Annotated in this window: 14 protein-coding genes; 9 read left to right on the top strand and 5 right to left on the bottom strand. The window is 68.5% G+C overall.

From position 1 onward, the window contains the following. The first annotated feature begins 25 nt into the window (after positions 1-25). Together rplQ and katG are read left to right on the top strand one after the other, a co-directional pair. A complete protein-coding gene (gene rplQ / locus A9G05_RS19110) occupies positions 26-415 on the top strand; it encodes a 50S ribosomal protein L17 (RefSeq protein WP_016490551.1) in 390 nt (129 codons plus the stop codon). Positions 416-591: 176 nt separating this feature from the next. After that, a complete protein-coding gene (katG, locus tag A9G05_RS19105; protein ID WP_069562474.1) occupies positions 592-2814 on the top strand; it encodes a catalase/peroxidase HPI in 2223 nt (740 codons plus the stop codon). 46 nt (positions 2815-2860) lie between these two features. Here katG and uvrA read toward each other — a convergent pair whose 3' ends face one another. Then, a complete protein-coding gene (gene uvrA, locus A9G05_RS19100; RefSeq protein WP_069562473.1) occupies positions 2861-5695 on the bottom strand; it encodes an excinuclease ABC subunit UvrA in 2835 nt (944 codons plus the stop codon). A 209-nt stretch (positions 5696-5904) separates the two neighbouring features. On the opposite strand from uvrA, the gene A9G05_RS19095 reads away from it, so the two are divergent. The 3 genes from A9G05_RS19095 to A9G05_RS19085 all read left to right on the top strand — a co-directional run bounded on the left by A9G05_RS19095 (position 5905) and on the right by A9G05_RS19085 (position 9400). Next, positions 5905-7299 (top strand): MFS transporter, encoded by a 1395-nt coding sequence (locus A9G05_RS19095; protein WP_069562472.1) that lies wholly within the window; start codon positions 5905-5907, stop codon positions 7297-7299. Positions 7300-7308: 9 nt separating this feature from the next. Further along, positions 7309-7803 (top strand): single-stranded DNA-binding protein, encoded by a 495-nt coding sequence (locus tag A9G05_RS19090; RefSeq protein ID WP_069562471.1) that lies wholly within the window; start codon positions 7309-7311, stop codon positions 7801-7803. A 247-nt stretch (positions 7804-8050) separates the two neighbouring features. Next, the gene (locus A9G05_RS19085; protein ID WP_069562470.1) at positions 8051-9400 is read left to right on the top strand and encodes a tetratricopeptide repeat protein; all 1350 of its coding nucleotides are present in this window, start codon (positions 8051-8053) and stop codon (positions 9398-9400) included. A 178-nt stretch (positions 9401-9578) separates the two neighbouring features. Here A9G05_RS19085 and A9G05_RS19080 read toward each other — a convergent pair whose 3' ends face one another. Continuing rightward, positions 9579-10856, bottom strand: coding sequence for an acetyl-CoA C-acetyltransferase (locus A9G05_RS19080; RefSeq protein WP_069562469.1), 1278 nt, complete (start codon positions 10854-10856; stop codon positions 9579-9581). Between the two features lie 177 nt (positions 10857-11033). On the opposite strand from A9G05_RS19080, the gene A9G05_RS19075 reads away from it, so the two are divergent. Further along, positions 11034-12389, top strand: a complete 1356-nt coding sequence (locus A9G05_RS19075; protein WP_069562468.1) for a 3-oxoacyl-ACP reductase — start codon at positions 11034-11036, stop codon at positions 12387-12389. Between the two features lie 16 nt (positions 12390-12405). Here the strand turns inward: A9G05_RS19075 and A9G05_RS19070 are convergent, their stop codons facing one another. Then, complete coding sequence (locus tag A9G05_RS19070) at positions 12406-13410, bottom strand: bile acid:sodium symporter family protein (protein WP_069562467.1); 1005 nt, start codon at positions 13408-13410, stop codon at positions 12406-12408. A gap of 83 nt (positions 13411-13493) precedes the next feature. Here A9G05_RS19070 and A9G05_RS19065 point away from each other — a divergent pair, with 83 nt between their 5' ends. The 3 genes from A9G05_RS19065 to A9G05_RS19055 all read left to right on the top strand — a co-directional run bounded on the left by A9G05_RS19065 (position 13494) and on the right by A9G05_RS19055 (position 19065). After that, positions 13494-14285 carry a helix-turn-helix transcriptional regulator gene (locus A9G05_RS19065; RefSeq protein WP_069562466.1) on the top strand — a complete coding sequence of 264 codons (792 nt, stop codon included), beginning with the start codon at positions 13494-13496 and terminating at the stop codon, positions 14283-14285. Positions 14286-14349: 64 nt separating this feature from the next. Further along, positions 14350-17841 (top strand): response regulator, encoded by a 3492-nt coding sequence (locus tag A9G05_RS19060; RefSeq protein ID WP_069562465.1) that lies wholly within the window; start codon positions 14350-14352, stop codon positions 17839-17841. 12 nt (positions 17842-17853) lie between these two features. Further along, positions 17854-19065, top strand: a complete 1212-nt coding sequence (locus tag A9G05_RS19055; protein WP_069562464.1) for a two-component system response regulator — start codon at positions 17854-17856, stop codon at positions 19063-19065. 104 nt (positions 19066-19169) lie between these two features. Here A9G05_RS19055 and A9G05_RS19050 read toward each other — a convergent pair whose 3' ends face one another. Next, positions 19170-19703, bottom strand: a complete 534-nt coding sequence (locus tag A9G05_RS19050) for a GNAT family N-acetyltransferase (protein ID WP_069562463.1) — start codon at positions 19701-19703, stop codon at positions 19170-19172. Then, positions 19700-20209 (bottom strand): GNAT family N-acetyltransferase, encoded by a 510-nt coding sequence (locus tag A9G05_RS19045; protein WP_069562462.1) that lies wholly within the window; start codon positions 20207-20209, stop codon positions 19700-19702. Before A9G05_RS19045 ends, A9G05_RS19050 begins: the two co-directional genes overlap by 4 nt. Positions 20210-20216 lie beyond the last annotated feature (7 nt).

Here is a 20216-nt window from a genome sequence, read left to right as displayed (position 1 = left end):
TTTTAGTTTGGTAAGGAATTGAACCATGCGTCATCGTAAAAGTGGCCGTCACCTCAGCCGCACCAGCGCTCACCGCAAGGCCATGTTCCAGAACATGGCGGTATCGCTGTTCGAGCACGAACTGATCAAAACCACCCTGCCCAAAGCCAAGGAACTGCGCCGCGTTGCCGAGCCGCTGATCACCCTGGCCAAGGAAGACAGCGTTGCCAACCGTCGTCTGGCCTTCGACCGTACCCGTTCGAAAGCCATCGTTGGCAAACTGTTCAACGATCTGGGCAAGCGCTACGCCAACCGCCAGGGTGGCTACCTGCGCATCCTGAAGTGCGGCTTCCGCGCTGGCGACAACGCCCCCATGGCGTATGTCGAACTGGTCGACCGTCCGGTCGCTGGTGAAGTCGAAGCTGCTGCCGAGTAATCGGTCGCTGCGAAGAAACCGGGCCTAGTGCCCGGTTTTTTATGTCCACGAGTCTGTAAGAGTTTTTTTCTATTGCTTTGTTACGGTTAATAAATTGGTTCTCTTGCTGATGGCATTCTAATCTTTCCCCCATCGCCGGCACGGGCCGGTGACGACCTGATAAGGAGCGATCACAGATGAGCCAGAAGCCCACGACCCCCGCCCAGGCCAAGTGCCCCTTTTCCGGCGGCGGTTCGCAGCATTCCGCCGGTGGTGGTACGTCCAACCGCGACTGGTGGCCTAACCAGCTGAACCTGAAGATCCTGCATCAGCATTCCAGCCTGTCCGATCCACTGGACAGCGGCTTCGACTACGCCGAAGCCTTCAAGAGCCTCGACCTGCAGGCCCTCAAGCGTGACCTCCACGCCCTCATGACCGATTCCCAGGACTGGTGGCCCGCCGACTTCGGCCACTACGGTCCGCTGTTCATCCGCATGGCCTGGCACAGCGCCGGCACTTACCGTACGGCCGACGGCCGCGGCGGTGCGGGCACCGGCAACCAGCGTTTCGCCCCACTCAACAGCTGGCCGGACAACGTCAACCTCGACAAGGCCCGCCGTCTGCTGTGGCCGATCAAGCAGAAATACGGCCAGAAGATCTCCTGGGCCGACCTGATGATTCTGACCGGCAACGTCGCCCTGGAGTCCATGGGCTTCAAGACCTTCGGTTTCGCCGGCGGCCGCCGCGATATCTGGGAGCCGGAAGAGGACATCTACTGGGGGTCCGAGCGCGAGTGGCTGGCCACCAGCGAGAAGCCCAACAGCCGCTACAGCGGTGACCGTGACCTGGAGAACCCGCTCGCTGCTGTGCAGATGGGCCTGATCTACGTGAACCCGGAAGGCCCGGACGGCAACCCCGACCCGATTGCCGCAGCCCGCGACATCCGCGAAACCTTCGCCCGCATGGCCATGGACGACGAGGAAACCGTCGCCCTGATCGCCGGCGGCCATACCTTCGGTAAAACCCACGGTGCCGGCGATGCCGCCCATGTGGGAGCTGATCCGGAAACCGCCAGCATCGAAGCCCAGGGCCTCGGTTGGCACAGCAGTTTTGGCAGCGGCAAGGGCTCGGACACCATCACCAGTGGCCTCGAAGTCACCTGGACCCAGGCCCCGGCCCAGTGGAGCCACTACTTCTTCGAGAACCTGTTCAAGTACGACTGGGAACTGACCAAGAGCCCCGCCGGTGCCCACCAGTGGGTGGCCAAGGGTGCCGATGCGGTCATCCCGGATGCGCACGACCCGTCGAAGATGCACCGCCCGACCATGCTCACCACCGACCTGTCGCTGCGCCTTGACCCGGCCTACGAGAAGATCTCCCGTCGCTTCCTGGCGGATCCGCAGGCCTTCGCCGACGCCTTCGCCCGCGCCTGGTTCAAGCTCACCCACCGCGACATGGGCCCGCGTGCCCGCTACCTCGGCCCGGAAGTCCCGGCTGAAGAGCTGATCTGGCAAGACCCGATTCCGGCCGTCGACCACCCGCTGGTGGACGCGCAGGACATCGCCCAGCTCAAGGCACGTATCCAGGCCTCCGGCCTCTCGGTCAGCGAACTGGTGTCCACCGCCTGGGCCTCGGCTTCCACCTACCGCGGTTCCGACATGCGCGGCGGCGCCAACGGTGCCCGCATCCGCCTGGCACCGCAGAAGGACTGGGAAGCCAACCAGCCCGCGCAACTGGCTCGCGTGCTCAGCGTGCTGGAAGGCATCCAGGCCGACTTCAACCGCTCGCAAGCCGGCGGCAAGAAGATCTCCCTGGCCGACCTGATCGTCCTCGCCGGTGGCGTGGGCATCGAGCAGGCGGCCAAGGCCGCCGGGCAGGCCCTGGAAGTGCCCTTCACCCCGGGCCGCATGGACGCCTCCCAGGAGCAGACCGACGTCGAATCCTTCGCCGTGCTGGAACCCCTGGCCGACGGTTTCCGCAACTACCAGAAGGCGCGCTTCACCGTGACCGCTGAGGAGATGCTGGTGGACCGCGCCCAACTGCTGACCCTCACCGCCCCGGAAATGACCGTACTGGTCGGTGGCCTGCGGGTACTGGGTGCCAACGTCGGGCAGACCGCCCACGGCGTACTGACCCAGCGCCCCGGCACGCTCAGCAACGACTTCTTCGCCAACCTGCTGGACATGGGGACGGCGTGGAAGCCCACCAGCGAAGCCGCCGAGCTGTTCGAAGGCCGTGACCGCAGCAGCGGCGCCCTGAAGTGGACGGCCACCCGTGTCGACCTGGTGTTCGGTTCCAACTCGCAGTTGCGCGCCATCGCCGAGGTCTACGCCAGTGCCGACGCCCAGGCGAAGTTCACCCAGGACTTCGTTGCCGCCTGGACCAAGGTGATGAACCTCGACCGCTTCGACCTGGCCTGATCCACCGCTCCACGAAAAAGCCCCGCATCTGCGGGGCTTTTTCGTATCAGGCGCGGTCGCGCTCCAGCAACGGCTTGAGGAAGTGCCCGGTGTGGGACTGCGGCATCGCCGCCACCTCTTCCGGCGTACCGGTGGCGATGATCTGGCCGCCCTTGGAGCCGCCCTCCGGGCCCAGGTCCACCAGCCAGTCGGCGGTCTTGATCACGTCCAGGTTGTGCTCGATCACCACCACCGTGTTGCCGTGGTCCCGCAGCCGGTGCAGCACGTCCAGCAGTTGCTGGATGTCGGCGAAGTGCAGGCCCGTGGTGGGTTCGTCGAGGATGTACAGCGTCTTGCCGGTGTCGCGCTTGGACAGCTCGCGGGATAGCTTCACCCGCTGCGCCTCGCCGCCGGAGAGGGTGGTTGCTGACTGCCCCAGGCGGATGTACGAGAGGCCCACATCCATCAGCGTCTGCAGCTTGCGGGCGATGGCCGGCACGGCATCGAAGAACACGCGCGCCTCCTCGATGGTCATGTCCAGCACCTCGGTGATGCTGCGGCCCTTGTACTTCACCTCCAGGGTCTCGCGGTTATAGCGCTTGCCCTTGCACACGTCGCACGGCACGTAGATGTCCGGCAGGAAGTGCATCTCCACCTTGATCACGCCGTCGCCCTGGCAGGCCTCGCAGCGGCCACCCTTCACGTTGAAGGAGAAGCGGCCCGGGCCGTAGCCCCGCGAGCGGGACTCCGGCACGCCGGCGAACAGCTCGCGGATCGGCGTGAACAGCCCGGTGTAGGTCGCTGGGTTGGAGCGCGGCGTACGGCCGATGGGGCTCTGGTCGATGTCCACCACCTTGTCCAGGTGTTGCAGCCCGTCGAAGCTGTCGTGGGGCGCCGCTTCCAGGGTGGTGGCGCCGTTCAGCGCCGTGGCGGTGATGGGGAACAAGGTGTTGTTGATCAGTGTCGACTTGCCCGAGCCGGATACACCGGTGATGCAGGTCAGCAGACCGACCGGAATCTCCAGGTCGACGTTGCGCAGGTTGTTGCCACGCGCGCCCTTGAGCTTCAGCGACTTCTTCTTGTCGCGGGGCGTGCGGGTGGCCGGCACCTCGATCTTCACCCGGCCCGACAGGTACTTGCCGGTGAGCGAATCCGGGTGGGCCATCACCTCGTCCGGCGTGCCTTCGGCGACGATCCGGCCGCCATGCACGCCGGCACCGGGGCCGATGTCTACCACATAGTCGGCCAGGCGGATGGCGTCCTCGTCGTGCTCGACCACGATCACCGTGTTGCCCAGGTTGCGCAGGTGGGTGAGGGTGGCCAGCAGGCGCTCGTTGTCACGCTGGTGCAGGCCGATGGACGGCTCATCGAGGATGTACATCACCCCCACCAGGCCGGCACCGATCTGGCTGGCCAGGCGGATGCGCTGTGCTTCGCCACCGGAGAGGGTGTCGGCGCTGCGGTCCAGGGTCAGGTAGTCCAGGCCGACGTTCACCAGGAACTGCAGACGCTCGCGGATCTCCTTGAGGATCTTCGCCGCGATCTCGCCTTTGCGGCCCGGCAGTTCCAGCACCCCGAAGTAGTCCGAGGCCTCGCCCACCGGCAGCGAGGTCACTGCCGGCAGCGTCTTCTCGCCGACCCACACATGGCGCGCCTCGCGGCGCAGGCGGGTGCCGCGGCAATCCGGGCAGGGCTGGGTGCTGAGGAACTTCGCCAGCTCCTCGCGCACGGTGTTGGATTCGGTCTCGCGGTAGCGCCGCTCCAGGTTCGGGACGATGCCCTCGAAGGGGTGGGAGCGCTTGACGATGTCGCCGCGGTCGTTGAGGTAGCGGAAGTCCACGTCCTCGCGGCCGCTGCCCTGCAGGATCACCCGCTGGTGCTCCGGCGCCAGCGCGTCGAACGGTTCCTCCAGGCTGAAGCCATAGTGCGCGGCCAGGGAGCCGAGCATCTGGAAGTAGTAGACGTTGCGCCGGTCCCAGCCGCGTATCGCGCCCTCGGCCAGGGTCAGCTCGCCGTTGACCAGGCGCTTGGCATCGAAGAACTGCTTCACCCCCAGGCCGTCACAGGTGGGGCAGGCACCGGCCGGGTTGTTGAAGGAGAACAGCTTGGGTTCCAGCTCGCTGATGGAGTGGCCGCAATGGGGGCAGGCGAAGCGCGCGGAGAAGATGATCTCCTCGCCCGGCTCGTCGTCCATCGGCGCCACCAGCGCAATGCCGTCGGCGAGGTTGATCGCCGTCTCGAAGGATTCCGCCAGGCGCTGCTGCAGGTCGCCGCGCACCTTGAAGCGGTCCACCACCACATCGATGGAGTGCTTCTTCTGCTTGTCCAGCTTGGGCAACTCGTCCAGCTCGTAGAGGCGGCCGTTGACCCGTGCGCGGACGAAGCCCTGGGCGCGCAGCTCGTCGAACACCGCCAGGTGCTCGCCCTTGCGCTCGCGGATCACCGGCGCCAGCAGCATCAGCTTGCGGCCCTCGGGCATGGCCAGCACCTGATCGACCATCTGGCTGACGGTCTGCGCCTCCAGCGGCACATCGTGGTCCGGGCAGCGCGGCGTACCGGCGCGGGCGTAGAGCAGGCGCAGGTAGTCGTAGATCTCGGTGATGGTGCCCACCGTGGAGCGGGGGTTGTGGCTGGTGGACTTCTGTTCGATGGAGATGGCCGGCGACAGCCCCTCGATGGTGTCCACGTCGGGCTTTTCCATCATCGACAGGAACTGGCGGGCATAGGCCGACAGCGATTCCACGTAGCGCCGCTGGCCCTCGGCGTAGAGCGTGTCGAACGCCAGAGACGACTTGCCCGAACCGGACAACCCGGTGATCACGATCAGCTTGTCGCGGGGGAGGGTGAGGTCGACGTTCTTCAGGTTGTGGGTACGTGCCCCACGGATGAGTATCTGGTCCACAGCGGCCTCGCATGGCGAGCGGAAAACGCCCGAGTATACGGGCGCCCCCAGGGGCGCGGCAAAGCGGCACGGCAGTGTCCTGATGGGCCGGGACTGTTAGAATGCGCGGCATTTTTCCGGCGCAGGCAGCAGCCGCGCACCCGGGGACCGGGTGCCAGCGCCCGACGCGGGGCATGACGCATTCCCGCACTTCCTGTCACGAGGCATCTATGCACGATCCCCATTCCGAACGCATGAGCGGTCGCGAGACCCGCGCCGCCGGTGGCCTGGCGCTGGTGTTCGCCTTCCGCATGCTCGGCATGTTCATGGTATTGCCGGTCCTGGCCACCTACGGCCAGGACCTGGCCGGCGCCACCCCGGCGCTGATCGGCCTGGCCATCGGCGCCTACGGCCTGACCCAGGCGGTGCTGCAGATCCCCTTCGGCATCGTCTCCGACCGCATCGGTCGCCTGCCGGTGATCTACATCGGCCTGCTGATCTTCGCCGCCGGTGCTGTGCTGGCGGCCAATGCCGACTCCATCTGGGGCGTCATCGCCGGGCGCATCCTGCAGGGTGCCGGGGCCATCTCCGCCGCGGTCATGGCGCTGCTCTCCGACCTCACCCGCGAGCAGCACCGGACCAAAGCCATGGCCATGATCGGCATGAGCATCGGCGTCTCCTTCGCCGTCGCCATGGTGGTCGGCCCCCTGGTCACCCGCGCCTTCGGCCTGGCCGGGCTGTTCTGGATCACCGCCGCCATGGCCCTGGTCGGCATCCTGATCATCGCCCTGTTCGTCCCCCGGGCCGCCTCGCCGCTGCAGCATCGCGAATCCGGCGTGGCCCGCCAGGCGCTGCTGCCGACCCTCAGGCACCCCGACCTGCTGCGCCTGGACTTCGGCATCCTCGCCCTGCATGCCGTGCTCATGGCCAGCTTCGTCGCCCTGCCGCTGGCGCTGGTGGAAAAGGCCGGCCTGCCCAGGGAGCAGCACTGGTGGGTCTACCTCACCGCCCTGCTGGTGGGGTTCTTCGGCATGGTCCCGTTCATCATCTACGCCGAGAAGAAGCGCCAGATGAAGCGCGTGCTGGTCGGTGCCGTCAGCGTACTGGCCGCCTGCGAACTGTACTTCTGGGCCTTCGGCGACACCCTGAGCGCCCTGGTCATCGGCACCATCGTCTTCTTCACCGCCTTCAACCTGCTGGAAGCCTCGCTGCCCTCGCTGATCAGCAAGGTCGCCCCGGCCGGCGGCAAGGGCACCGCCATGGGCGTCTACTCCACCAGCCAGTTCCTCGGCGCCGCCCTCGGCGGCATCCTCGGCGGCTGGTTGTTCCAGCATGGCGGCCTGTCCGTTGTGTTCATCGGATGTGCGGCGCTCTGTGCGATTTGGGTCGCCATTGCTGTTACTATGCGCGAACCTCCGTACGTGACCAGCCTGCGCCAGCCGCTCGATACAGCGGCCCTCGGCGATGCGACGCTGGTCCCGCGTTTGCTGGCTTTGCCCGGAGTGGCGGATGCCGTGGTGGTGGTCGAAGAAGCCGCCATCTATATCAAAGTGGATACCGAAAAACTGGACCGCACGTCCCTGGAGCGCCTGATCAAGTCGGCGCCCGAACGTGCTGAAGCCTAGGAGAACGTTATGGCCCGTGGGGTTAACAAAGTCATTCTGGTCGGCAACGTCGGCGGCGACCCTGAAGTCCGCTACATGCCCAACGGCAATGCCGTGACCAACATCACCCTGGCCACCAGCGAGAGCTGGAAGGACAAGCAGACCGGCCAGCAGCAGGAGCGCACCGAGTGGCACCGCGTGGTGTTCTTCGGCCGCCTCGCCGAGATCGCCGGCGAGTACCTGCGCAAGGGGTCCCAGGTCTACGTCGAAGGCAGCCTGCGCACCCGCAAGTGGCAGGGGCAGGACGGCCAGGACCGCTACACCACCGAAATCGTCGTGGACATCAACGGCCAGATGCAACTGCTCGGCGGCCGTCCCGGCAACGATGGCGACTCCGCCCCGCGCGCCCCGCGTCCGCAGCGCGAGCCGCAACAGTCTGCCCCGCGCGAGTCCCGCCCGGCTCCGCAACCGGCCGCCCAGCCGGCCCCGGACTACGACAGCTTCGACGACGACATCCCGTTCTGAGTCGAGCCGTCCGGCACAGACAAAGGCGCAGCCACCAGGCTGCGCCTTTTTCGTTTCAGGAGGATGAAAAGCGGCGCCCACCGAGGTGGTTATCCACAGCCGCCCGCCGTCCTTTGGAGTGGCCTGCAGCCCGCGTGGGACGGGACTTTGTGAATGCAAAGTCACATTCAGGCCGGGCTCTGGACGCTGGCAAACCGCCTCTATAGGCTTGCCCAGCACTCCATCGACCGCCCTCCCGGAACCCACCATGAAACTCAACGGACTGACCGCCGTTCTGCTTCTGGCTGGCCTGCCCCTGTGCAGCATCGCCAGCCCCTACCAGACCCTCGCCCGTGACGCGGAAAGCAGTGCCCGCTGGGGCCTGCTCGGCAGTGCCGCCGAGCAGTACCGCGCCATCCTCGCCGACCCGAGCCAGAGTGCCAGCCACCCCCGTGCGCGCCTGGCCCTGGCCAAGGTCTATGCCGATGCCCTCGACTACCCCGCCGCCAAGGCCGAACTGGCGCAGCTCAAGCAGGACGCCCCCGACTCCGCGGAGGCCAAGGAAGGCGCCAAGCTGGCCAAGCGCATTACCAAGAAGCTCAAGACCCACACCTTCGGTGGCCGCATCGCCGTGGCCCGAGTGCATGACACCGACACCGCCAACGCCAGCGCCGGCATGACCCAGGACCCCTCGTTCGATGACGAAGACGACGAAGACGACGAGGGCGACGAGGGCATGGACGACATGGCCTTCGAGGACGACGACAGCCTCGACGACCTGCTCGACGACATCGACCTGGACGAGGACGACCTGGCCGACGACGGCGAAGACGAAGACGACGACACCGCGCCCACCCCGGTCGCCAAGCCCAAGTCCACCGTCCACGACAACCGCTGGCAGGCTGCTGGCAGCCTGCGCTACGGCTACGGCTTCGACGACCGTGGCAGCCGCTGGACCCTCGGCGCCAACATCGCCCAGGCCCGCCAGGACGACCGAGACGAACTCAACCGGCAGACCTGGGCGGTCTCCACCGGTCCCACCTTCGTCATCCCGGCCTGGCGCCTGAAGGTCAACGCCGCCGTCACCTACCTGCAGCTCTACAAGGACCACCAGTACGACCTCTCCAGCACCATCTGGACCCTCGGCGCCAGCCACAAACTGAACCGCGTGCTGGAGCTGTACAGCCGCTACAACTACGAGAACCGGGGCCTGGAGAACGACAGCCCGCTGGACATCGAAGTCGACACCTTCAAGCTCGGCACCCGCTTCAAGCCCACCGGCAAGGACAGCTTCGACCTCAGCTACTCGCCCAAGGTGGAAGACAGCGACACGCGCAACAAGGACAAGGAGCAGGAAAGCTGGAAGATCAGCTACGCCCGCAAACTGCCCTGGGACAGTTTCGCCAGCGTCGCCTACAGTCGCCGCCACACCGACTTCAAGCACGACCCCACCGGCAAGGAAGAGGACGAGACCAAGCACGTCGTCACCCTCGGACACAAGCTCACCAAGGACCTGGTGATGACCGTCAGCTACGAGCACAAGGACAAGGATTCCAACCTGCCCGGCCGCGATAAGAACAACGAAAGCACGGCCCTTGGCCTGAGCTACACGTTCTGACCCGCAGCCAAGAGCTGCCTGGGTTTTGGGAAGCATCCTCTACCGGGCGCGGGCCGAGCGATGCTCGCGCCGCCCAGGCGCGGACGAAAAAAAGGGCGGCCCTGCTCGCAGGGCCGCCCTAAATCACGGAGTTGCTTACATCGCGTGGCCGCGATGACTTGCGGCCACGGGTGTTGGATTACTTCTCCAGGATTGCAGTCACACCCTGACCGCCCGCCGCACAGATGGAAATCAGCCCACGCCCCTGGCCTGCCGCGTCCAGCAGCTTGGCCAGGTTGGCGACGATGCGACCACCGGTCGCCGCGAAGGGATGGCCGGCGGCCAGGGAGCTGCCCTTGACGTTCATCTTGCTGCGGTCGATGACGCCCAGCGGCTGTTCCAGGCCAAGGCGGGTCTTGCAGTACTCAGCGTCTTCCCACGCCTTGAGGGTGCACAGCACCTGAGCGGCGAAGGCCTCGTGGATCTCGTAGTAGTCGAAGTCCTGCAGGGTCAGCCCGTTGCGCGCCAGCAGGCGCGGCACGGCGTAGACCGGCGCCATCAGCAGCCCTTCCTTGCCACCGATGAAATCCACCGCCGCCGCTTCGCCGTCCTTGAAGTAGGCGAGGATCGGCAGGCCACGCGCCTTGGCCCACTCCTCGCTGGCCAGCAGCACCACCGAGGCGCCGTCGGTCAGCGGGGTGGAGTTGGCCGCAGTAAGGGTGCCGCGCGGGCCGCGTTCGAACACCGTCTTCAGGGTGCCGAGCTTCTCCAGGTTGATGTCCGCCCGCAGGTTCTGGTCGCGGGTCAGGCCGAGGAACGGGGTCATCAGGTCGTTGTGCCAGCCCTCGGCATAGGCCGCCGCCAGTTTCTGGTGGCTGGCCACGGCGAGCTTGTCCTGCTCGTCGCGGGGGATGGCCCAGGTCTGCGCCATCAGCTCGCAGGACTCGCCCATGGACAGCCCCGTGCGCGGCTCGCCGTTACGCGGGATGTGCGGCGCCAGGTGGCGCGGGCGCACCTTGAGCAGGGTCTTGATCTTGTCGGCGGTGGTCTTGCCGCGATTGGCTTCCAGGAGAATCTTGCGCAACTCCTCGTGCACCCCGATGGGGGCGTCGGAGGTGGTGTCCACGCCACCGGCGATGCCGCTCTCGATCTGCCCCAGGGCGATCTTGTTGGCCACCAGGATGGCTGCCTCCAGGCCGGTGCCGCAGGCCTGTTGGAGGTCGTAGGCGCTGGTTTCCGGCGCCAGGCGCGAGCCGAGCACGCATTCGCGCGCCAGGTTGAAGTCCCGGGAGTGCTTGAGCACCGCCCCGGCGACGAATTCGCCGATGCGCTCGCCGTGCAGGTTGTAGCGCTCCACCAGGCCTTCCAGCGCGCTGGTCAGCATCTGCTGGTTGCTGGCGGTGGCGTACACCGTGTTGGAACGGGCGAACGGAATGCGGTTGCCGCCGACGATGGCGACCCGGCGCAGCTGGGTCATGGGTGACTCCTTGCCTGGGAAATGGATGCGGGGTGCAGCAGGTGGGCACAAGACTAGCCGCCAGGCCATCCCTCGCATTGGCCGCCTTGCCGGCGCGGCGGGCAACGCGGTCAATTGCGGGCCGGCGCTGTCTGCGTAGAGTGGCCCCACTTCTTATGCGTGCAGGAGCCTGCCCCCATGTCCGACCGTTATCTCGCCTTCGCCAACTCCTCCGCCGGCCGACGCCTGGTCGGCGCCCTCGGCCTGCCCGCGCCGCTGCGCCTGGAGCGCTGGACCGCAGGGCGCGTGCGGCCGGTGGACGGTGCCCTGCTGCTGGGCGGCGAGGGGGCCCTGGCCGACGCCGCCAGCGCCGTGCTGAACAAGCTCACCGACCAGTCCTACGCCGCCGAAGAAGGCCGCTTCGGCCTGCCACGCTGGACCGCCGAGCACGGGCCAAAGCTCAAGGCCCTGGTGTTCGACGCCAGCGGGCTGACCCGCTTCGAGCAACTGATCGAGCTGCGCAACTTCTTCCAGCCCACCTTCAAGGGCCTGGGCAAATGCCCGCGCGTGGTGGTGCTGGGGCGCCCGCCGGAAAGCCTCAAGGACCCGATCGCCGCCAGCGTGCAGCGCTCCCTGGAGGGTTTCACCCGCTCCCTGGGCAAGGAGATCCGTCGGGGCGGCAGCGTGCAGCTGGTGTACGTCGGCAAGGGCGCCGAGGACCAGCTCGAAGGCGCGCTGCGCTTCTTCCTCTCGCCCAAGAGCGCCTATGTCTCGGCCCAGGTGCTGCGGCTTGCCGCCAGCAGTGCCCAGGTCAAGGACTGGAGCCGCCCCCTCGGCGGCCAGCGCGCGCTGGTCACCGGGGCCTCGCGGGGCATCGGCGCGGCCATCGCCGAGACCCTCGCCCGGGACGGCGCGGAGGTGGTGCTGCTGGACGTGCCCCAGGCCAAGGACGCCCTCGAAGCCCTGGCCGCTCGCCTCGGCGGCCGCGCGGTGGCCCTGGACATCTGCGCCGAGGACGCCCCCGCGCGCCTGGTGGAGGCGCTGCCCGACGGGCTGGACATCGTCGTGCACAACGCCGGCATCACCCGTGACAAGACCCTGGCGAAGATGAGCGAAGCCTTCTGGGACTCGGTGATCAACGTCAACCTCAAGGCCCCCCAGGTGCTGACCCAGGCCCTGCTGGACGCCGGCAAGCTGCACGACAACGGCCGCGTGGTGCTGATCGCCTCCATCAGCGGCATCGCCGGCAACCTCGGGCAGAGCAACTACGCGGTGAGCAAGGCCGGGGTCATCGGCCTGGCCCAGGCCTGGGCCCCGGCGCTGGCCAAGCGCGGCATCACCATCAACGCCGTGGCACCCGGCTTCATCGAAACCCAGATGACCGCCGCCATCCCGCTGACCATCCGCGAAGCCGGCCGGCGCATGAACTCCATGAGCCAGGGCGGCCTGCCCCAGGACGTCGCCGAAGCCGTGGCCTGGTTCGCCCAGCCCAGCTCCGGTGGCCTCACCGGCCAGGTGATGCGGGTCTGCGGGCAGAGCCTGCTGGGGGCCTGACCCGCCGGCGGCCGCTTCAGGCCGCCTGTGCCGCCAGCGCCGCGCCCCGCTGGGCGTAGCGCTCGGCCATCACCGAACAGACGATCAGCTGCATCTGGTGGTACAGCATGATCGGCAGCAGGATCAGCCCCAGCGCGGGGTTGGCGCCGAAGATGATCCCCGCCATCGGCGCACCGGCGGCGAGGGATTTCTTGGTGGCGCAGAACACCGCTGCAATCTCGTCCTCATGGCTGAAATCCATCGCCCGCGCCGTGCGGGTGGTGGACCAGAGCATCAGCGCCAGCACCAGCGCACTGCCGACGAAGGCGATGGCCAGGGTCTCCGGCCCCTGCTGTTGCCAGATGCCGGCGGCCACCGAATCGCTGAACGAGGCGAACACCAGCAGCAGGATCACCAGCTTGTCGAACACCGAGGTGTAGCGCTTGTAGCGGGCGAAGAAACGCCCCCACAGCGGGCGCAGCCCCTGGCCCAGTACCAGCGGCAGGAGCAGCAGCAGGCTCAGGTCCAGCAGCGTCCTGCCCAGGTCCATGCCGCCGTTGGCATCGGCCACCAGGCTCACCAGCCAGGGCGTGATGAACACCCCCAGCAGGCTCGACAGGCTGGCGTTGAGGATCGCCGCCGGCACGTTGCCGCCGGCGCTGCCGGTCAGCGCCACCGACGAGGAAATGGTCGAGGGCAGCGCACACAGGTAGAAGAAGCCCAGCATCAGCGCCGTCGGCAGGTGGGTGCCCAGCAGGCGGTCCGCCGCCAGCCACAGCAGCGGGAAGGCGGCGAAGGTGAACAACTGCACCATCAGGTGCAGGCGCCAGTTGCCCAGCCCCTTGCGGATTTGCTCGGTGGAGAGGTTGATGCCGTGCAGGAAGAACACCAGGAACACCCCGGCATTGATCAGGTTCTCCGCGTGCAGCACGCCGCCGTGACGGCCCAGGTTGGGGAACAGCCAGGCCAGCGCCACGGCCAGCAGCATGCCGCCGAGGAACCAGTCGGTGACCAGGCGCTTGAGGGGGTTGAGAGCGGACATCGGCGCCTCCGGGGCAGCGGGGGGATTGAGGCGGCAGGGTAGCGGGCGCAGAATCCGACCGTCTAACGACAAAGGATCAATCCATGTCGATAAACGGACAGCAGCGCGGCCCCGCCCGTCTGATCCCCACCCTCGATGCCCTGCCGCGCCCGCTCTACGCCCGCGCCGAGAGCCTGCGCGCCGGCTCCTGGACGCCGCGCCACCGCCACGACTGGGTGCAGTTCTCCTACGCCATCAGCGGCGTGCTCGGCGTGCACACCGCCGACGGCAGCTTCTTCGCCCCGCCGCACTGGGCCGTGTGGGTGCCGGCCGGGCTGGAGCATGAGGTGGTCAGCTCCATGCACGCCGAGATGCGCAGCCTCTACGTGCGCCGCGATGCCTGTGCCTGGGCGCCGGAGCAATGCCGCGTGCTGGAGGTGACCCCGCTGGCCCGCGAGCTGATCAAGGCCTTCTGCCTGCTGCCGGTGGAGTACCCCGAGGGCGACAGCGCCGAGGCGCGCCTGGTAGCGGTGTTGCTGGACCAGTTGCGGGCCCTGCCCGAGGCCGGCTTCTCCCTGCCCATGCCGGCCGCCGGCCGCCTGCGGGTGCTCTGCGACGAACTGGCCGCGCAGCCCGACCTGGCCCACGGCCTGGGCGAGTGGGCAGCCCGGCTCAACACCTCGGAGAAGACCCTCAGCCGCGCCTTCCTGCGGGAGACCGGCCTGAGCTTCCGCCAGTGGCGCCAGCGCCTGCGCCTGCTCGCCGCGCTGCAACCGCTGGAAGGCGGCGCCAGCGTCACCGAAGTGGCCCTGGCCAGCGGTTACGAATCCCCCTCGGCGTTCATCGCCGCCTTTCGCGGGCTGTTCGGCGTCACCCCCGGCGAACTGTTTCGCTGAGCCGCCCGGTCCCCGTCGGCTGGCTAAGCTGAAGCGATCAAGACCGCCATATCAGGGACCGAACATGCTGCAACTGCTCGGCCGGCTGGTGCTGCTCCTGCTGCTGGCGAGCAGCATCTGCCAGGCCGCCGAACCGTTGGAATTCTCCACCGCCGAAGCCCGCTGGCTGCTGGAGCACGGGCGCATCCGCGTGGGCCTGGAGCGCAAGGGCTGGCCACCGTTCGACCTGATGGGCGAGGACGGCAGCTACCAGGGCATCAGCGCCGACTTCCTGCGCCTGCTCGGCGAGCGCCTCGGGCTCGGCGTGGAACCGGTCTACTTCGACGACTGGCCCCAGGCCCGCGAGGCCCTGCGCCGGGGCGAGGTGGACGTGTTGCCCTCGGCTGGCAAGACCCCGGAGCGGGAGCACTGGATGGCCTTCAGCGCCCCCTACCTGACCACCACCAGCCTCATCTATTCCCGCCGCGAAACGCCCTACCGCAGCCTTGACGAACTGGCCGGACGCCGCGTGGCCGTGGAGCGCGACTACGCCATGCAAGACCGCCTGCGCCAGCGTGGCCGTGACCTGCAACTGGTGGAAACGAGCGACACCGAGGCCGCCTTGCGGGCGCTCTCGTCCGGGCGGGCCGATGCCTACATCGGCAACATGATGGCGGCCGGCTACCTGATTCACCGGCTCAACCTCAGCAACCTGGAGGTCAGTGGCGACCCCGGCCTGGCCGGCAGCGCCCTGCACTTCGCCGTGCACGGTGAGCAGGCGATGCTCGCCGAACTGCTCGACCACGCCCTGGCCAGCGTCACCCACGGCGAGCGCGAGGCCATCCTGGCGCGCTGGCTGCCCCCCCTCTACAGCCTCGACTGGCGCGAGCTGCTGGCCCTGGGCTGGCCCTACGGGATCGCCGTGCTGGTGCTGGTGGTCTTCGTACTGGTGTGGAACCGCCGCCTGGCGGTGCAGGTTGTGGAACGCCAGCGCGCCGAAGCCGAGGCCCAGCGCCAGCGCAGCACCCTGCAGGCGCTGGTGGACGCCATCCCCGACCCGATCTGGTTCAAGGACACCGGCGGCCGCTACCTCGGTGCCAACCAGGCCTTCGCCGAACTGATCGGCCAGGACCTCGACGGCCTGGTGGGGCGCACCGATGCCGAGCTGCTGCCCACCGAGCGCGCCCGCCTGCGGCTGATCCAGGACCAGGCCGCGCTGGCCATGAGCCGTCCCATGGAAAGCGAAGACTGGGTGCTCCAGCGCGACGGCCGCAAGCTGCTCTACGCCACCGTGCGCGCCACCTTCGACGATGAAGACGGACACCTGCTGGGGCTGGTGGGCGTCAGCCGCGACGTCACCGCGCGCAAGCAGAGCGAAGAGGCGCTGGAGCGCGCCAAGGAACTGGCCGAAGAGGCCGCGCGGGTGAAGTCGGACTTTCTCGCCAACATGAGCCACGAGATCCGCACGCCGATGAACGCCATCGTCGGCATGACCCACCTGGCCCTGCGCGCCGGTCCCGAACCTCGCCAGCGCGACTACCTGGAGAAGATCCGCCAGGCCAGCCAGCACCTGATGGGGCTGATCAACGACATCCTCGACTTCTCCCGCATCGAGGCCGGCAAGCTGGAGGTGGAGCAGATCGACTTCGACCTCATCCTGGTGCTGGAGAACCTCGCTGCCCTGGTGGGTGAGCGGGCTGCCGACAAGGGGCTGGAACTCATCTTCCGCATCGACCCGCAAGTGCCCCGCCACCTGGTGGGCGACCCGCTGCGCATCGGCCAGATCCTGATCAACTTCGCCAACAACGCGGTCAAGTTCACCGAGCGCGGCGAAGTGGAGGTGGCTGTGCGCGGAGAGGCGCGCGACGGCGGCTGGTTGCTGCAGCTCTCGGTGCGCGACACCGGCATCGGCCTGGACGCTGCCCAGCAGGCGCGGCTGTTCGAATCCTTCCAGCAGGCCGACACCTCCACCACCCGCCGCTACGGCGGCTCCGGCCTCGGCCTGGCCATCTGCCGGCGCCTGGCCGAGGCCATGGGGGGCGACGTGGGGGTCGACAGCCAGCCCGGCGAAGGCAGCCTGTTCTGGTGCCGCCTGCTGCTGCCCATCGCCCCCGAACAGCCCCAGCCGGACCTGCTGCGCCCCGACCTGCTTGGCCTGCGTGCCCTGGTGGTGGATGACAACCCCAGCGCCCGACGTGCCGCCAGCGACCTGCTGGCCAGCCTGGCGCTGCGGGCCGAGCACTGTGGCGACGGCGAAACCGCCCTGGCCCGCCTGCAGGAGGCCGACACCCAGGGCAACCCGTTCAGCCTGGTGATACTCGACCGCCATATGCCCGGGCTCGACGGCCTGGAAACTGCCCGACGCCTGGTAGCCCTGCCCCTGAGCAAGACACCGTGGGTGCTGCTCGCCAGTACGACAGGGGAGAGTGAGCCCAGTGGCGACGGCATCGACCAGCACCTGGAGAAGCCCCTCACCCTGCCGCGTGTGCTGCACGCCATCCACGCCTGTCAACTGCATCGCCGGGTAGACGTGCCGCGCAGCGACGCGCCCCTCATGCCGCAGTTCGACGGCCAGCGCGTGCTGCTGGTGGAAGACCACCCGCTGAACCGCGAGGTGGCCGGCGAGCTGCTGGAGATGGCCAACCTCCAGGTGGACCTGGCGGAGAACGGCCTCGACGCCCTCGACCGCCTGTGCTGGCAGCCCGACGGCCACTACGCGCTGGTGCTGATGGACATGCAGATGCCGGTGCTCGACGGCCTGGAAGCTACCCGCCGGCTGCGCCAGGAAGGGCGCTTCGCCCGCCTGCCGATCATCGCCATGACCGCCAACGCCCTGGTCGATGACCGCGAGCGCTGCCTGGCGGCCGGCATGAACGACCACATCGCCAAGCCCATCGAGCCCCGCGAACTGTGGGGCACCCTGTCGCGCTGGCTCGGCCCCCGCCCGGCAGCCGCGCCCCCCGTGGCGCCACCGCTGCCGGCCTGGCACCTGCCGGGCGTCGACATCGCCGACGGGATACGGCGTGCCCTGGGCCGCGAGGACGCCTACCGCCGACTCCTGGCGCGCTTCGCCGAGGGTCAGCGCGACTGCGGCCGGCACCTGCGCGAAGCCCTGGCCAGCGGCCAGCGCAACCTGGCCGAACGCCAGGCCCACGACCTGCGCGGCCTGGCCGGCAACCTCGGTGCCCATGGGCTCAAGGCCCAGGCGGCCACCCTCGAAAAGGCCCTGGCTGAGGCGGCGGAGCCGGCCCGCATCGAGCACCTGCTGGCCGAGCTGGAACCGCCATTGCAGGCGCTGGTCGGAGCCATCGAGGCCCTGCTGCGCGAGGCAGGCGAGCCGCCCCCGGCCCCCGCTTGGGACGCCGCCGCGCTGGCGCGCACCTGCCGCCGGTTGGCCCGCCTGCTGGAGGAAGACGACCCACGGGCAGCGCGGCTGCTCGACGAGCAGGCCGGAATGCTGCGCAGCGCCTTTAATGAAGGCTACGGGGCCCTGGAATCGGCCGTGCGGGCCTATGACTTCGAGACAGCGCACCAAGCGCTGCGCGCGCTGGCCGACCAGCGCGAAATCACGTTATGACGAGGTGCCGTGATGACCGGGATGCTGGACAGACCCGAGCGTGAAGTGGTGCTGGTGGTGGACGACACGCCCGACAACCTGGCGCTCATGAGCGAGCTGCTGATGGACCGCTACCGGGTCAAGGTCGCCGGCAGTGGCGAGAAGGCCCTGCGCATCGCCGGCGGCCGGCAGCCGCCGGACCTGATCCTGCTGGACGTGATGATGCCGCAGATGGACGGCTACGAAGTCTGCGCCCGGCTCAAGGCCGACCCGGCCACCCGCGACATCCCGGTGGTGTTCCTCACCGCCCGGGGTGAAGCGGCGGACGAGCAGCACGGTTTCGACCTTGGCGCGGTGGACTACATCACCAAGCCCATCAGTCCGCCCATCGTCCTCGCGCGCATCCAGGCCCAACTGCAGCTCAAGGCCAACGCCGACTTCCTGCGGGACAAGAGCGAATACCTGGAACTGGAGGTGCGTCGCCGCACCCGCGAGATCAGCCACCTGCACGAAGCCACCATCGAGGCCCTGGCGAACCTGGCCGACCTGCGCGACAACCCCGCCGGCAACCACCTGGTGCGCATCGAGCTGTACATGCGCCTGCTCGGCGGCGCCCTGGCCCGGCAGCAACCGGCCCTGGCCGACGAACTGACCCCGGACAAGGTGGCGCTGATGGCCAAGTCGGCGCAGTTGCACGACATCGGAAAGGTGGCCCTGCCGGACCGCGTCCTGCTCAACCCCGGCGCGCTGGAGGGCGACGACCTGCGGCTGATGCAGAGCCACACCCGCCTGGGCCGCGAAGCCCTGGAGCGCGCCGACCGGCGCCTGGCGGGCGGCGAGGGCGAGGGTTTCCTGAGCTACGCCCGGCAGATCATCCAGTCCCACCACGAGCGCTGGGACGGCGACGGCTACCCCGACGGTCTGCGGGGCGAGCAGATCCCCTTGGCGGCGCGGCTGATGGCGGTGGCCGACCACTATGACGAACTCACCGCACCGCACCCGTACCGTCCCAGGGTGGGCGGCGACGAGGCGGTACGGCGGATCAGCGCTGCCAGCGGCAGCCACTTCGACCCGCTGGTGGTCATGGCCTTCCTCGAAGTGGCCGACGGCTTCGCCCGCATCGCCGAACGCCACGGCGACGATCAGGCCGCCCTGGAAGGCGAGCTACAGCGCCTGGAAAACTCCCTGGCCGAGACCATCGAGCTGACCCTGCCCGATGTGCAGACGCCGCCGGTGGACGCCTGAGTTCGCCGGCCGCCGGTGTCGGTCACGGAGAGGGGGAGGGGGCGGCGGCCGGCATAGAGCTCGATCTCGCCGTCCCGGGTCTGGTATTCGCCGGGAATCATGGGTCAGGCGTTGAAGAGCGTCTTGTAGTAGATGGCGTTGGCCCGGTAGGTGCCATCCGGGCCGCAGGCGTAGTCGGGCAGGCCGCCGATGCAGGTGTAGCCGAGGCGCTGGTAGAGGGCCTCGGCATCGCTGCCGGCTTCGGTGTCCAGGTACAGCAGGCCGCGCCGGGCGGCCAGGGCCTCGGCCTCCAGGCGCTGCATCAGCGCCTGGGCAATGCCCTGGCGGCGTGCGGTGCTGAGCACCAGCAACTTCTGCACCTCGGCGCGGTTCAGCCCATTGGGCTTCTGGCACAGGCCGAGCTGCACGCTACCGAGTACCTGGCCCTGGCGCTGTGCGATCCACAGCCACTGCGCGCCTGCGTCCAGGGCCTGCTGCACCTGGTCGAAGTAGGTCCCCGCCGCGTCGGCATCCAGGTCGGCGAGGAACCCCACCGAGGCGCCGTGGCCGACACTGTCCAGCAGCAAGGCCACCAGCGCCGGGCGCTGCCGGGCCAGGCCGGCGGCGTCGAGCCGGTCGATCTGCAGGGCCGGCGTCACGGGGTTTCGCCCAACTGGCGCTGCATGAAGGTCAGGTCCAGCCAGCGGCCGAACTTGCGCCCCACCTGCGGCATCTGCCCGGTGACGACGAAGCCGAGGCGCTGGTGCAGGTGGATGGAAGCGCTGTTCTGCGTCTCGATGGCCGCCACCATCACATGCAGCCCGGCCTCCTGGGCGCGGTGCACCAGGGTTTCCAGCAGGTGCCGGCCAATGCCCTGGCCGCGCAGGCCGTCGCGCACGTAGACCGAGTGCTCCACGGTGTGGCGGAAGCCTTCGATGCTGCGCCAGGTGCCGTAGGTGGCGTAGCCGAGCACCTCGCCAGCGGGGGATACCGCCGCCAGCACCGGGAAGCCGGCGGCACGGCGCTCGGCCAGCCAGGCCTGGCGGTTGGCCAGGTCCACCTGGGTTTCGTTCCAGATCGCTGTGGTGTGGGCCACGGCGTCGTTGTAGATGGCGAGGATGCCGGGCAAGTCGGCGTCCCGCGCGTCATGGATGACGTAGGGCATGGCGACC

Origin of the sequence: Pseudomonas sp. ENNP23, assembly GCF_001728945.1 — a bacterium.
GTDB classification, from domain to species: Bacteria; Pseudomonadota; Gammaproteobacteria; order Pseudomonadales; family Pseudomonadaceae; genus Metapseudomonas; species Metapseudomonas otitidis.
Note: the sequence above shows the minus strand (reverse complement) of the source record. Positions and strands in the feature narration are given on the sequence as shown.